Source organism: Pseudomonas sp. NFPP07, from assembly GCF_900115645.1.
GTDB classification, from domain to species: Bacteria; Pseudomonadota; Gammaproteobacteria; order Pseudomonadales; family Pseudomonadaceae; genus Aquipseudomonas; species Aquipseudomonas chlororaphis.
This window is the reverse complement of the sequence record NZ_FOXG01000009.1, coordinates 55,070-67,983: the sequence shown is the minus strand read 5'-3', so window position 1 is coordinate 67,983 and position 12,914 is coordinate 55,070. Positions and strand designations below refer to the sequence as shown.

Below are 12,914 nucleotides of genomic sequence, written 5' to 3'. Positions count from 1 at the left end.
GATTCGCAGAGGCGGCATTGTAACAGCAGCTTCCGACAGACGCTTAGGCTGAATTATCGGACATAAAGATCGAGAAGTTAGATCAACGGTCTTCAGGCGGACGCCCGGTATCGAACGGATAGGGCTGCTGCCAGCGCTGGAAAATCGGGCGCAAACGGCCGTTTTTCACCAACTCGGCCATCCGCCGATCGAACAGCGCGCATAGCACCCGGCCCCGTTCATTGTCGGCAAAGCCCAGGAATAGCGGCAGTTCGGCCAAATGGCTGCGCCGGAACTGCGAGCGGTCCCCGGCCTGGGACAGGACAATATCGACCTCGGTCAGGGCATCGATATAGAAGTCGGCACGACCTTGCTGGAGCATCGGCAAGATACCGACACGCCGGCGGATTTCATTGAAACGCTGAATATTGGGCAAGTAGTCCTGGTAGCGGTAGCCGCGTACCCAGACCAGGCGGTAGTTGCCGAGCGTGGCCAGGGTCGGCGGCGGGTTCGTCGCCAGGCCCAGGCTGTAGATATGGTCGGTGTCGTAGTTCCAGCGTGGATACAGGGCTCCATCGGTTTCGTCCCGATAGGAGCCGACCAGGGCATCGACTTCACGCCGCTGCACCAGCCCGACCGAGCGGGTGTACGGCACGCTGCGCATGTCGAGCTTCACGCCCTGGGTCTCGAAGACCTCGCGCAGGATATCCCAGGCCATGCCCTGGCCATCGGCCTGGGTGTAGCTGTCCCACTCCTCGCTGGCCACCCGGATTTCGCCGGGAAGCGCCGCCGGCTCGGCGGCCCGGACCAGGCTGGCGGTCAAGACACAGAGCATTACCAGCAGAACGCGAACGGCCGGCATGGCTGACTCCTCAGGCAAAGCACCACACCAGCCCCTGCATGGCCAACCAGGCGAAGACACCGGCCAGCACGTCGTCGAGCATGATCCCGATACCGCCGTGCACATGCCGGTCGATCCAGCGAATCGGCCAGGGCTTGAGAATGTCGAAGAAGCGGAACATCAGGAAACCCGCCAGCAACCACTGCCAGCCTTCCGGCACCAGCCACAGGGTGATCCACATGCCGACCATTTCGTCCCAGACGATGCCTTCATGGTCATGCACCCGCAGGTCGTCGGCCACCTTGCCACACAGCCAGAAGCCGAACAGCATGGTGATGCCGAGCATCAGCCAGTAGCCCCAATCCGGCAGCATCTGCCACAGCGGAATAAAGGGTAGCGCCACCAGCGAGCCCCAGGTACCCGGAGCCTTGGGCAAGGTGCCCGAACCGAAGCCAAAGGCCAGAAAATGCCAGGGATTACGCCAGACGGAGGGCGGCACGAACTCTGCCGGAACCTGTTTGGGATGATCTGTCACGGTGTCTCCCGAAAATGTTGATAACCCCGAGTGCTCGGGGTGATGTCCCGCCCCTCGGCATCCAGCAGCACCACGCCCTGCCCGGCCACGACCCGGCCCAGCACATGCACCGGCCAGCCGGCGGCGAGCAGCGGCGCCAGCTCGGCTTCGGGCAAGGTGAAGACCAGCACGTAATCGTCACCGCCGCTGAGTGCCGCCGAGCGGGCGCCATTCTCACCGAGAAAGCTCAACAACGCCCGGGACATCGGCAGTTTTTCACTTTCGATCAGCAAGCCGACAGCTGAAGCGGCAGCAATGTGCCCGCAGTCGGCCAGCAGGCCATCGGAGATATCCATGGCCGCGCTAGCCTTGCCGCGCAGCGCCTGGCCCAGGGCCAGTTGCGGTTGCGGCGACCAGTAATGGGCCAGCAAAGGCTCGGCGACCGCCGGCTCGGCGCTGCGTTGTCCGAGCACCAGGGGCAAGGCACCGGCGCCATTGCCCAGCTCGCCGCCGACACACAGCAGCTCGCCCGGACGGGCACCGCTGCGGGTCAGGGCCTGGCCGGCGGGCACGCGACCGAACACGGTCATGGTCAGGGTCAACGGGCCACGGGTGGTGTCGCCGCCTACCAGGCGCACGCCGCAGCTCTGCGCCATGGCGCTCAGGCCGTTGGCATAGGCTTGCAGCCAATCGGCGTCAACCGTCGGCAGAGTCAGGGCAAGGGTGAAGGCGACAGGCGCGGCGCCCATGGCCGCCAGGTCGCTGACCGCCACCGCCAGCGAGCGCTGGCCGAGCAGGAAAGGGTCGCAGGGATCTGCGAAATGCACACCGGCCACCAGGGTGTCGGTGGAAATCGCCAACTGTTCGCCAGGGGGAACAGCCAGCAAGGCGCAGTCGTCGCCAATCCCCAGTGCAACGCCCTCGCCGCCCTGCGCACAAGGCGCGGCAGCGAAGAAGTTACGGATCAGCTCAAACTCGCCCATGGCAGCTGCAAGCGCGGATCAGCGCTTGAATGCCTTCACTTCAGCTTCACGCAGACGCGGGGCCAGCTTGTCGAGTACGCCGTTGACGAACTTGTGGCCGTCGGTGGAACCGAAGACCTTGGCCAGTTCGATACCTTCGTTGATCACAACGCGGTACGGCACATCGACGCGCTTGAGCAGTTCCCAGGTGGACAGGCGCAAAACCGCCAGTTCGACCGGGTCCAGCTCTTCGATGGTGAGGTCCAGGCAAGGAGTGAGAGCGTTGTCGATCTCATTCTTGTTGGCCGGAACGCCGTGCAGGATCTCACGGAAGTAGGCACCGTCGATGTCGGTGAAATCGTTGTCGACCCGAAACTGCGCTTCGATCTCGTTCAGCGAGTGCTTGGCCATGTGCCATTGGTACAGCGCCTGGGTCGCGAGCTGACGGGCTTCGCGACGCTTGGCGCTCTTGGATGGCTTGCCAGCGTCCGCAGGTTTCGGATCGCGCGGGTTGAAACGATCGCTATCGTCGCTAATCACTTGGCCTCCAACTGCGCCAGCAGGCTGACCATTTCCAGAGCGGACAAGGCAGCTTCAGCACCTTTGTTGCCGGCCTTGGTGCCGGAACGTTCGATGGCTTGCTCGATCGAGTCGACGGTCAGCACGCCGAAGGCGACCGGTACGCCGAACTCCATGGACACCTGGGCCAGACCCTTGGTGCATTCGCCCGCCACGTATTCGAAGTGCGGAGTGCCGCCACGAATGACCGCGCCCAGGGCGATGATCGCCGCGAACTCGCCCTTCTGCGCGACTTTCTGCGCAACCAGCGGAATCTCGAAGGCGCCAGGGGCACGAATCACGGTGATGTCGCTTTCGCTCACGCCGTGACGGACCAGGGCGTCAACGGCGCCGCTGACCAGGCTTTCGACGACGAAGCTGTTGAAACGGCCGACCACCAGGGCATAGCGGCCTTTGGGGGCGATGAAGGTACCTTCGATGGTCTTCAGGGTCATTCGACAAATCTCTTAAAGAGCCGGAGCGCGTTCACTACGCGCTCACTAGTGATATTTGAACCGCGAATTTCAAGCCCGAAACAACCGGCTTTTATTCGGAGGGCACGTATTCTACAACTTCCAGGTCGAAACCGGATATCGCATTAAATTTCATCGGCGCGCTCATCAGGCGCATTTTGCGTACGCCCAGGTCGCGCAGGATCTGCGAACCGGCACCGACGATGCTGTAGGTGGTCGGTTTTTTCGCAGGCGCGTGCTCGGCCGTTTCGCGGATATGCGCCAGCAGCACGTCGCCGTCCAGCGGGTGACCCAGCAACAGCACCACGCCGCTGCCGGCCTCGGCCACCGTGGCCATGGCGGCCCGCAGGCTCCAGCGGCCAGGCTGCTTGACCATCAGCAGGTCACGCAACGGGTCCATGTTGTGCACGCGAACCAGGGTCGGTTCTTCGGCGCAGATGTTGCCCAGGGTCAGCGCCATGTGCACGTCGCCTTCCACCGAATCACGGTAGGTCACCAGGTTGAACTGGCCCAATTCGCTGTCCAGCGGCTGCTCGGCAATCCGCTGAACGGTACGTTCGTGGATCATCCGGTAGTGAATCAGGTCGGCGATGGTGCCGATCTTGATGTTGTGTTCGGCGGCGAAGGCTTCCAGCTCGGCGCGACGGGACATGGTGCCGTCGTCGTTCATCACTTCGCAGATCACCCCGCTCGGCTCGAAACCGGCCATGCGCGCCAGGTCGCAGGCGGCTTCGGTGTGGCCGGCGCGGGCCAGGGTGCCACCCGGCTGGGCCATCAGCGGGAAGATGTGGCCCGGGCTGACGATGTCTTCGGCCTTGGCGTCCTTGGCGGCAGCCGCCTGCACCGTGCGTGCGCGGTCGGCAGCGGAGATGCCGGTGGTCACGCCGGTGGTGGCCTCGATGGAAACGGTGAACTTGGTGCCGAACCCGGAGCCGTTGCGTGGCGCCATCAAAGGCAGCTTGAGCAGCTCGCAACGCTCGCGGCTCATCGGCATGCAGATCAGGCCGCGGGCGTGCTTGGCCATGAAGTTGATGTGTTCGGCCTTGCAGCACTCGGCGGCCATGATCAGGTCGCCTTCGTTCTCGCGGTCTTCGTCATCCATGAGGATGACCATCTTGCCTTGGCGGATGTCTTCAACCAGTTCTTCGATGCTGTTGAGCGCCACGCGGCACCCCCCTTCTTTCAAAATTTGAGGTTCAGGATTTGAGGTAGCCGTTAGCGGCCAGAAAACTTTCGGTGATGCCACCGCTCGAAGGCTCCGCGGCCTTGTCGCCCAGCAACAGGCGCTCCAGGTAACGCGCCAGCAGGTCGACTTCGAGGTTGACCTGCCGACCCGGCCGGTAGTCGGCCATGATGGTTTCGGCCAGCGTGTGCGGGACGATGGTCAGCTCGAACTCGGCGCCATTGACCGCGTTGACCGTCAGGCTGGTGCCGTCGACGGTGATCGAACCCTTGTGGGCGATGTACTTGGCCAGGTCCTTGGGTGCGCGAATACGGAACTGGATGGCGCGGGCATTTTCTTCCCGGGCCACCACTTCGCCAACGCCGTCGACGTGACCGCTGACCAGGTGACCGCCCAGGCGGGTAGTCGGGGTCAGGGCCTTTTCCAGGTTGACCCGGCTGCCGGCCTTCAATTGATGGAAAGCAGTGCAATCCAGGGTCTCGCGGCTGACGTCGGCCCAGAAGCCGTCGCCCGGCAGTTCCACCGCGGTCAGGCAGACGCCGTTCACCGCGATGCTGTCGCCCAGCTTCACGTCGCCCAGGTCGAGCTTGCCGGTTTCCACATACACCCGCACATCGCCGCCCTTGGGAGTCAATGCACGGATGCTGCCGATGGATTCGATGATGCCTGTAAACATGGAGTCCTCCTCGAGAACAGGGTCGCCGCGTGGCGAAGGCCCGAAATTATACGCTCGCTGCTGGCAGAGGAATGGCAATGACTCGCCAGTCATCGCCTACGGCGCGCATTTCAATGATTTTCAGCTGCGGCGCCTCACTCATCTGCGCCAGCGGCCAGTCGAGCAGCGGCCGGGCCGTAGAGCCGAGGAACTTGCCGGCGACAAAGATCTGGTACTCGTCCACCAAACCCTGCTGGGCGAACGCCCCCGCCAGGCGCGGGCCGGCTTCCACCAGCACCTCGTTGACGCCGCGGGCAGCCAGCTCGCCCAGCAGCCGACGCAGGTCCACCTGGCCATCGGCGCCCGGCACGATCAGGCACTCCGGACCATTGGCATACTGTTCCTCCACCGCGGCGCAGGTGGCGACCAGCGCCGGCCCCGCCTTGAAGAACGGCGCATCGAGCGGCACCCGCAGGCGGCCGTCGATCAACACGCGCAAGGGTGGACGGCTCATGGCCAGGGCGGTCTGTTCCGCATCCAGCCCCAGTTCCTCGGCACGTACCGTCAGCCGGGCATTATCCGCCAGCACCGTGTCGGCACCGGTCAACACCACGCTGGCCTGGGCCCGCAGGCGCTGCACCGCGGAACGCGCGGCGGGGCCGGTGATCCACTGGCTTTCGCCGCTGGCCATGGCGGTGCGCCCGTCCAGGCTCATGGCCAGCTTGACCCGCACGAACGGCAAGCCCTGTTCCATGCGTTTGAGGAAACCCTGGTTGAGGGCACGGGCTTGCTGCTCCATCACCCCGCTGTGGGTAGCGATGCCGGCCTGGGCCAGGCGCTGCAGGCCACGGCCGGCGACTTCCGGGTTGGGGTCCTGCATCGCCGCCACGACCCGCGCCACGCCGGCATCCACCAGGGCATCGGCGCACGGCGGCGTACGGCCGTGATGGCTGCAGGGTTCGAGGGTCACGTAAGCGGTGGCGCCGCGGGCGTTGGCACCGGCGGCACGCAGGGCGTGGACTTCGGCGTGGGGCTCGCCGGCCCGCACATGCCAGCCTTCGCCGACGACCTGGCCGTCGCGCACGATCACGCAACCGACGCGGGGGTTGGGGTGAGTGCTGAAGCGGCCTTTTGCGGCCAGCTCCAGGGCGCGCGCCATATAGTGGGCGTCGAGCACCGCCTGTTCGCTGGAGGTGTTCATTCTTTACCCGGCTCGCGGGCGAGACGGTCGATCTCTTCGCGGAATTCGTTGAGATCCTGGAACCGTCGGTAGACCGAGGCGAAGCGGATATAGGCCACTTCATCGAGCTTTTGCAGCTCGGCCATCACCAGTTCGCCGACGACCAGGGATTTGACCTCGCGCTCGCCGGTGGCGCGCAACTTGTGCTTGATATGCACCAGCGCGGCTTCCAGGCGCTCGACGCTGACCGGACGTTTTTCCAGGGCACGCTGCATGCCAGCGCGGAGTTTTTCTTCGTCGAAGGGCTGACGGCTGCCGTCAGTCTTGATCAGGCGCGGCAACACCAGTTCGGCGGTTTCGAAAGTGGTGAAACGCTCACCGCAGGCCAGGCATTCACGCCGGCGGCGCACCTGTTCGCCTTCGGCGACCAGACGCGAGTCGATGACCTTGGTGTCGTTGGCACCGCAGAAGGGACAGTGCATGGTGGCAGGCAACAAAAAAAGGGAGGGCCATGGTAGCGCATCCCACTGGCAAGACAAGCCATAGCCTTTACGGTATACAGACCGACTATTATGTTTTGCACATGGAATTTCGCCTTGTTGGAGCTTCGCATGCCACTACGACCGCTCGTTTTGCTCAGCCTTTTCAGCCTGCTGGTCGCTTGCAGCAGCGACGCCCCGAAACCGGCCGCCTCCACCGTGCCGCCCCAGCAGAGTGTGAAAAAAGCCCAGGAATCCACTGACCTCGGCCCCCTGCCGGCCTACCAGCGTGAACTGAGCGGCACCCTGCAGGGCGTACCGAGCGGTGCCGAGGTGGAACTGGCGCTGCTGGTGATCGACGAGCGCGGCCGGCCGCAACGTTTGCTGGCCAGCAGCAACCTGATCGGCAACAACAAGGTCCTGCCGTTTCGCCTGCGCTTCAATCCCGATGTCTTCCCGGTAGGCGCCCGCGTTGAACTGCGCGGCCGCGCCAGCCAGTCCGGCCAGTTGATCCTGCACCTGCCGGCGCAACTCATCACCCAGCCGACCACCCAGGCCGTGGGCCAGCTGCAATTCGTCAAAGCACCATGACCCCACCGCTCGACCTGCAACACGCCCTGAGCGAACTGCTGGGCGATGCCCAACTGGTGGCCTGCGAACTGCCGGACACCGAGCTGAAGCTGTGGTTGATCGATGCCGACAACATGGACCGCGCCTTCACCCCGGAAGAAACCCGGCGAATTCTCCACGAACCGCCGTACTGGAGCTTCTGCTGGGCCAGCGGCCTGGCCCTGGCGCGCTATCTGGCCGAGCGTCCGCAGTGGGTGCAAGGCAAGCGGGTCCTGGATTTCGGCGCCGGCTCCGGCGTGGCCGGTATCGCGGCGCTGAAAGCCGGCGCGCTGGAAGTGGTGGCCTGCGACCTCGACCCGCTGGCCATCGCCGCCTGCAAGGCGAATGCGGCGCTCAACGGGGTTGAACTGGGTTACTCCACGGACTTTTTCGCGCAAGCGGATCGCTTCGACCTGATCCTGGTGGCCGACGTGCTCTACGACCGCGCCAACCTGCCGCTGCTGGATGAGTTCCTCAGCCGCGGACGCAGGCGCTGGTGGCGGACTCCCGGGTCAAGGACTTCCAGCATCCGCTGTACCAACGTCTGGAAATGCTCCACGCCCTGACCCTGCCGGATCTGGCCGAGCCCTGGGAGTTCCGCGAAGTGAGCCTGTATCACGCGCAGCGCGATTGAGCCCCTATCAGCGCTACGCGATAACCGGCGAGCGGACAGCCACCGCTTTCAGGCACACCCCGCCAGCCCTTATAGTTGGCCCATTCACGTTCTTCGAGATCCCCCATGAGTCAGGACACGCCGTACATTTTCGACGCCAGCACCGCCGACTTCGACCAGTCGGTGATCGAAAACTCGTTCCACAAGCCGGTACTGGTGGATTTCTGGGCCGAATGGTGCGCGCCCTGCAAGGCGCTGATGCCGATGCTGCAACAGATCGCCGAGAGCTATCAGGGCGAACTGCTGCTGGCCAAGGTCAACTGCGATATCGAGCAGGACATCGTTGCCCGCTTCGGCATTCGCAGCCTGCCGACCGTGGTGCTGTTCAAGGACGGCCAGCCGGTGGACGGCTTTGCCGGAGCGCAACCGGAGTCCGCGGTGCGCACCATGCTCGAACCCCATGTGCAGATGCCGCCGCCCAAGGCCGCCGACCCGCTGGAGCTGGCTGAAGCGCTGTTTGCCGAAGGGCGCATCGCCGATGCCGAAGCCACGCTGAAAGTGCTGCTGGGCGAAGACAACAGCAACGCCAAGGCCTTGATCCTCTACGCCCGCTGCCTGGCCGAACGCGGCGAACTGGGCGAAGCCCAGACCGTACTCGACGCGGTCACCGGCGATGAACACAAGGCGGCGCTGGCCGGGGCCAAGGCACAGATTACCTTCCTCAAGCAGGCCGCCGACCTGCCGGACAGCGCCGAGCTGAAAAGCCGCCTGGCGCAGGACCCGCAGGATGACGAGGCGGTGTATCAGCTGGCCATCCAGCAATTGGCGCGCCAGCAGTACGACGCGGCACTGGATGCCCTGCTCAAGTTGTTCATCCGCAACCGCAGCTACAACGAAGGCCTGCCACACAAGACCTTGCTGCAAGTGTTCGAGTTGCTGGGCAACGACCACCCGCTGGTGACCACCTACCGTCGCAAGCTGTTCGCCGCGCTGTACTGATTCATAGCTGATAGCCGCGCCGGTTTATCGCAAGCCGGCGCAGCCCTCGTCTACTCGATCCAGCTGTAGAGCGGCGTATCACCGCCGCTCACCACCTTGACCTGTGCGCTATGGCGCAAACGCACCAATAGCCGCTTGCCCGCCGCGGCGCTGCCGGTCAGGCCTTCCAGTTGCTCCAAAAGATCCGGGCCGCTCAATTGCCCGGCCTTGCGCAGCAGGTCCTGGGTGATCTGCCACAACGCATCATCCTGGCTCGCCGGCTTGGCCACAGGCGCGCCGCTTTCGGCTGTGGCCGCCTGCAACGGCGTCCCCAGCCGGGCACTCAACTGATCCCAGTCGGCCTCATCCAGTTCCAGGGTCAAGTCCACCGGCCATTCGCCGATGCTTCCACGAATCCGCACCATCGCTCTGCTCCCGAATTTTTCTGACGAGCATGCTCCCATGCGTCTTGCGCAACGCCAAGCAGGCGGTCACACTCTCGCCGCTTCCGTTATAAGATTACATAACATTATTTTCATGTTCGCTCCCGGAGACTTGCCATGCGTCGTCTGCTGCTCGCCCTGCCGTTCGCCCTGTTGCCCCTGGCCATCGCTCACGCGGCCGAAAAACACGACCACGACCATGAGCACGGCAGCCTCGGTGCTCACGAGCATGGCGTGGCCCGCCTGAACGCGGCACTGGACGGCCAGACCCTGGAGCTGGAACTGGAAAGCCCGGCGATGAACCTGGTGGGCTTCGAGCACGCCGCCAGCACCGACGCGGACAAGGCCAAGGTCGCCGCCGTGCGCGCGCAGCTGGAAAAACCGCTGGCGCTGTTCAGCCTGCCGCCCGCCGCCGGTTGCGTGGTGGCGCAACAGGAACTGGAAAGCCCGCTGTTCGGCGACAAGCCCGAAGATCACGACGAAGACCATGACGACGCGAAGAGTGCCGGCGGCCACGAACATCACCACGAACACAGCGAGATCCATGCGCACTACCAGTTCACCTGTGCCACGCCGGGCGCGCTGAAGAACCTGGACCTGGCCGGCGTGTTCAAGACCTTCCCCGCCACCCAGAAAATTCAGGTACAACTCATCTCGCCAAGTGGCCAGCAAGGCGTGGAAGCGACCTCCAAGGCCGCCAGCCTGAAATTCTGATCACGTCCCCTGTAGGAGCGAGCTTGCTCGCGATGGCGATGTCATAGCCGACAGATGATGCCAACCGCATGACCGTTATCGCGAGCAAGCTCGCTCCTACAAATATGAATCAACCGACGAACCATCGCCCATGACCCAAGCACTGATCCAACTGTCCGACCTGGGCTTCAGCTGGCCCGGCCATCCGCAGTTGCTGGATATCCCGGCCTTTCGCCTGGAAGCGGGTGAAACGCTGTTCCTCAAGGGCCCCAGCGGCAGCGGCAAGACCACCCTGCTCGGCCTGCTCGGCGGCGTGCAGAAACCCGGCCGCGGCAGCATCCGCCTGCTGGGCCAGGAGCTGACCGAACTCTCCGCCGGCGCCCGCGACCGCTTCCGGGTCGATCACACCGGCTACATCTTCCAGCAGTTCAACCTGCTGCCATTTCTCTCGGTACGCGAAAACGTCGAGTTGCCCTGCCACTTCTCCAAATTGCGCGCCAGCCGCGCCGTGCAGCGCCACGGCAGTGTCGACCAGGCAGCCGCCACCCTGCTCGCCCACCTGGGGCTTAAAGACCCCGACCTGCTCGGTCGCCGCGCCGATTCGCTGTCCATCGGCCAGCAACAACGGGTCGCCGCCGCTCGCGCGCTGATCGGCCAACCGGAACTGGTGATTGCCGACGAACCCACCTCGGCACTGGACTACGACGCCCGCGAAGCCTTTATTCGCCTGTTGTTCGCCGAATGCCGCGAGGCCGGGGCCAGTCTGCTGTTCGTCAGCCACGACCAAAGCCTGGCGCCGCTGTTCGATCGCAACCTGTCGCTGGCCGAGCTCAATCGCGCCGCCACGCCCGCGGAGGTCTGAGATGTATCTGTTCCGTCTAGCCATGGCCAGCCTGGCTAACCGCCGCTTCACCGCGATCCTCACTGCCTTCGCCATCGCCCTGTCGGTCTGCCTGCTGCTGGCGGTGGAACGGGTGCGCACCGAAGCCCGCGCCAGCTTCGCCAGCACCATCAGCGGTACCGACCTGATCGTCGGCGCCCGCTCCGGTTCGGTGAACCTGCTGCTGTACTCGGTGTTCCGCATCGGCAACGCCACCAACAACATTCGCTGGGACAGCTTCGAGCACTTCGCCAATAGCCCGAAAGTGAAATGGGCGATCCCGATTTCCCTCGGCGATTCCCATCGCGGCTACCGGGTGATGGGCACCACTGCGGCCTACTTCGAGCATTACCAGTACGGCCACCAGCAGAACCTGCAACTGGCCAGCGGCCGCGAGTTCGCCAGCGATCCGTTCGAAGTGGTGCTGGGCGCCGAAGTCGCCGAGGCCCTGCATTACAAGCTCGGCGACAAGCTGGTGCTGGCCCACGGCGTAGCGGCCATCAGCCTGGTCAAGCACGACGACAAACCCTTCACCGTGGTCGGCATCCTCAAGCGCACCGGCACCCCGGTGGACCGCACGCTGCACATCAGCCTCGGTGGCATGGAGGCGATCCATATCGACTGGCACAACGGCGTACCGGCCCAGGGCAACGGCCGCATCAGCGCCGACCAGGCGCGCAACATGGACCTGACGCCGCAAGCGATCACTGCCTTCATGCTCGGCCTGAATAGCAAGATCGCCACCTTCGCGGTGCAGCGCGAGATCAACGAATACCGCGGCGAACCGATGCTGGCGATCCTGCCCGGGGTCGCCCTGCAGGAGCTGTGGAGCCTGATGGGCACCGCGGAAAAGGCCCTGTTCGTGGTGTCGCTGTTCGTGGTACTGACCGGCCTGATCGGCATGCTCACGGCGATCCTCACCAGCCTCAACGAGCGCCGCCGGGAAATGGCGATCCTGCGTTCGGTCGGCGCCCGCCCCTGGCATATCGCGACCTTGCTGGTGCTGGAGGCCTTCGCCCTGGCGCTGGCCGGTGTGCTCGCCGGGCTGGGCCTGCTGTACCTGGGCATCGCCCTGGCCCAGGGTTATGTGCAGTCGAGCTACGGCCTGTATCTGCCGCTGTCCTGGCCAAGCGAGTATGAGTGGACGCTGCTCGGCGGTATCCTGATCGCCGCCCTGCTGATGGGCAGCGTGCCCGCCTGGCGCGCCTACCGACAATCGCTGGCCGATGGCCTGTCCATCCGTTTATGAGGAACTTCCGGTTATGAGGAGCTCCGGCATGCCCCGTGCCCTGCTTGCGCTATTGATGCTGGTCGCCCTGCCACTGTGGGCCGCCGAACCCCGTGATCTGGCCTGGTCGGAAATGATCCCGCCGGACGCGCCGGCGGAGGTGCCGAACATGCAGCCGCTGCACGACCTGTCGCAGATGAGCGACGCCCTGGCCGCCGAGTCTGCCCCGGCGGCCAAGCAGGACATGCCCAACGCTCCGGTGGTGCAGAGCCTGGACGGCCTGTCGGTGCGCCTGCCCGGCTACATCGTGCCGCTGGAAGTCAGCGAGGAAGGCCGCACCACGGAGTTTCTGCTGGTGCCGTATTTCGGCGCCTGCATCCACGTGCCGCCACCGCCGTCGAACCAGATCGTGCACGTGAAAAGCCAAGTCGGCGTGAAGCTCGACGAGCTGTATCAGCCGTACTGGATCGAGGGGCCGATGCAGGTCAAGGCATCCACCAGCGAAATCGCCGACGCGGGTTACCAGATGGAGGCAGAGAAGATTTACGTGTACGAATTACAGGAGTGAAACCGCCGGTTTTGCAGTGCCGCACATAACCTCATCGCGAGCAAGCTCGCTCCTACAGGTAACCGCACTGTTCATGTA

The 12,914-nt window shown here is 64.5% G+C and carries 16 protein-coding genes and 1 pseudogene; 7 read left to right on the top strand and 10 right to left on the bottom strand.

Features of this window, described 5'->3' with window-relative positions; translation table 11 throughout:
• Positions 1-82: 82 nt before the first annotated feature.
• The 9 genes from BM019_RS22985 to nrdR all read right to left on the bottom strand — a co-directional run bounded on the left by BM019_RS22985 (position 83) and on the right by nrdR (position 6,827).
• Entirely contained in the window at positions 83-841 is a 759-nt protein-coding gene (locus tag BM019_RS22985) for a substrate-binding periplasmic protein (protein WP_092420557.1), read from the bottom strand.
• Between the two features lie 10 nt (positions 842-851).
• Entirely contained in the window at positions 852-1,355 is a 504-nt protein-coding gene (locus BM019_RS22980; protein WP_009045821.1) for a phosphatidylglycerophosphatase A family protein, read from the bottom strand.
• Positions 1,352-2,317, bottom strand: a complete 966-nt coding sequence (gene thiL, locus BM019_RS22975) for a thiamine-phosphate kinase (RefSeq protein ID WP_092420554.1) — start codon at positions 2,315-2,317, stop codon at positions 1,352-1,354. Before thiL ends, BM019_RS22980 begins: the two co-directional genes overlap by 4 nt.
• An 18-nt stretch (positions 2,318-2,335) precedes the next feature.
• Positions 2,336-2,836 (bottom strand): transcription antitermination factor NusB, encoded by a 501-nt coding sequence (gene nusB / locus BM019_RS22970; protein ID WP_007924115.1) that lies wholly within the window; start codon positions 2,834-2,836, stop codon positions 2,336-2,338.
• The gene (ribE, locus tag BM019_RS22965; protein WP_007924117.1) at positions 2,833-3,309 is read right to left on the bottom strand and encodes a 6,7-dimethyl-8-ribityllumazine synthase; all 477 of its coding nucleotides are present in this window, start codon (positions 3,307-3,309) and stop codon (positions 2,833-2,835) included. The genes nusB and ribE overlap by 4 nt, the downstream gene beginning before the upstream one ends.
• A gap of 91 nt (positions 3,310-3,400) precedes the next feature.
• Positions 3,401-4,492 carry a bifunctional 3,4-dihydroxy-2-butanone-4-phosphate synthase/GTP cyclohydrolase II gene (gene ribBA / locus BM019_RS22960; RefSeq protein WP_016702666.1) on the bottom strand — a complete coding sequence of 364 codons (1,092 nt, stop codon included), beginning with the start codon at positions 4,490-4,492 and terminating at the stop codon, positions 3,401-3,403.
• Positions 4,493-4,523: 31 nt separating this feature from the next.
• On the bottom strand, positions 4,524-5,186 hold the full coding sequence (locus BM019_RS22955) for a riboflavin synthase (protein WP_007924128.1): 663 nt from the start codon (positions 5,184-5,186) through the stop codon (positions 4,524-4,526).
• 46 nt (positions 5,187-5,232) lie between these two features.
• On the bottom strand, positions 5,233-6,366 hold the full coding sequence (gene ribD, locus BM019_RS22950) for a bifunctional diaminohydroxyphosphoribosylaminopyrimidine deaminase/5-amino-6-(5-phosphoribosylamino)uracil reductase RibD (RefSeq protein ID WP_009045824.1): 1,134 nt from the start codon (positions 6,364-6,366) through the stop codon (positions 5,233-5,235).
• Complete coding sequence (gene nrdR, locus BM019_RS22945; RefSeq protein WP_007924133.1) at positions 6,363-6,827, bottom strand: transcriptional regulator NrdR; 465 nt, start codon at positions 6,825-6,827, stop codon at positions 6,363-6,365. The genes ribD and nrdR overlap by 4 nt, the downstream gene beginning before the upstream one ends.
• Before the next feature lie 129 nt (positions 6,828-6,956).
• Here nrdR and BM019_RS22940 point away from each other — a divergent pair, with 129 nt between their 5' ends.
• The 3 genes and pseudogenes from BM019_RS22940 to trxA all read left to right on the top strand — a co-directional run bounded on the left by BM019_RS22940 (position 6,957) and on the right by trxA (position 9,045).
• A complete protein-coding gene (locus BM019_RS22940) occupies positions 6,957-7,415 on the top strand; it encodes a hypothetical protein (protein ID WP_087091866.1) in 459 nt (152 codons plus the stop codon).
• A pseudogene (locus tag BM019_RS22935) lies at positions 7,412-8,067 on the top strand (50S ribosomal protein L11 methyltransferase). Before BM019_RS22940 ends, BM019_RS22935 begins: the two are co-directional and overlap by 4 nt.
• A 105-nt stretch (positions 8,068-8,172) precedes the next feature.
• Positions 8,173-9,045, top strand: a complete 873-nt coding sequence (trxA, locus tag BM019_RS22930) for a thioredoxin (protein ID WP_062824466.1) — start codon at positions 8,173-8,175, stop codon at positions 9,043-9,045.
• A 50-nt stretch (positions 9,046-9,095) separates the two neighbouring features.
• On the opposite strand, the gene BM019_RS22925 is transcribed toward trxA, so the two are convergent.
• Complete coding sequence (locus BM019_RS22925; protein ID WP_092420551.1) at positions 9,096-9,449, bottom strand: hypothetical protein; 354 nt, start codon at positions 9,447-9,449, stop codon at positions 9,096-9,098.
• A 135-nt stretch (positions 9,450-9,584) separates the two neighbouring features.
• On the opposite strand from BM019_RS22925, the gene BM019_RS22920 reads away from it, so the two are divergent.
• The 4 genes from BM019_RS22920 to BM019_RS22905 all read left to right on the top strand — a co-directional run bounded on the left by BM019_RS22920 (position 9,585) and on the right by BM019_RS22905 (position 12,836).
• On the top strand, positions 9,585-10,181 hold the full coding sequence (locus BM019_RS22920) for a DUF2796 domain-containing protein (RefSeq protein WP_062824464.1): 597 nt from the start codon (positions 9,585-9,587) through the stop codon (positions 10,179-10,181).
• 130 nt (positions 10,182-10,311) lie between these two features.
• Complete coding sequence (locus tag BM019_RS22915) at positions 10,312-11,022, top strand: ABC transporter ATP-binding protein (RefSeq protein ID WP_092420548.1); 711 nt, start codon at positions 10,312-10,314, stop codon at positions 11,020-11,022.
• A 1-nt stretch (position 11,023) separates the two neighbouring features.
• Complete coding sequence (locus BM019_RS22910) at positions 11,024-12,289, top strand: ABC transporter permease (RefSeq protein WP_092420545.1); 1,266 nt, start codon at positions 11,024-11,026, stop codon at positions 12,287-12,289.
• 28 nt (positions 12,290-12,317) lie between these two features.
• Positions 12,318-12,836, top strand: a complete 519-nt coding sequence (locus BM019_RS22905) for a DUF3299 domain-containing protein (protein ID WP_037005021.1) — start codon at positions 12,318-12,320, stop codon at positions 12,834-12,836.
• Positions 12,837-12,914: the final 78 nt, after the last annotated feature.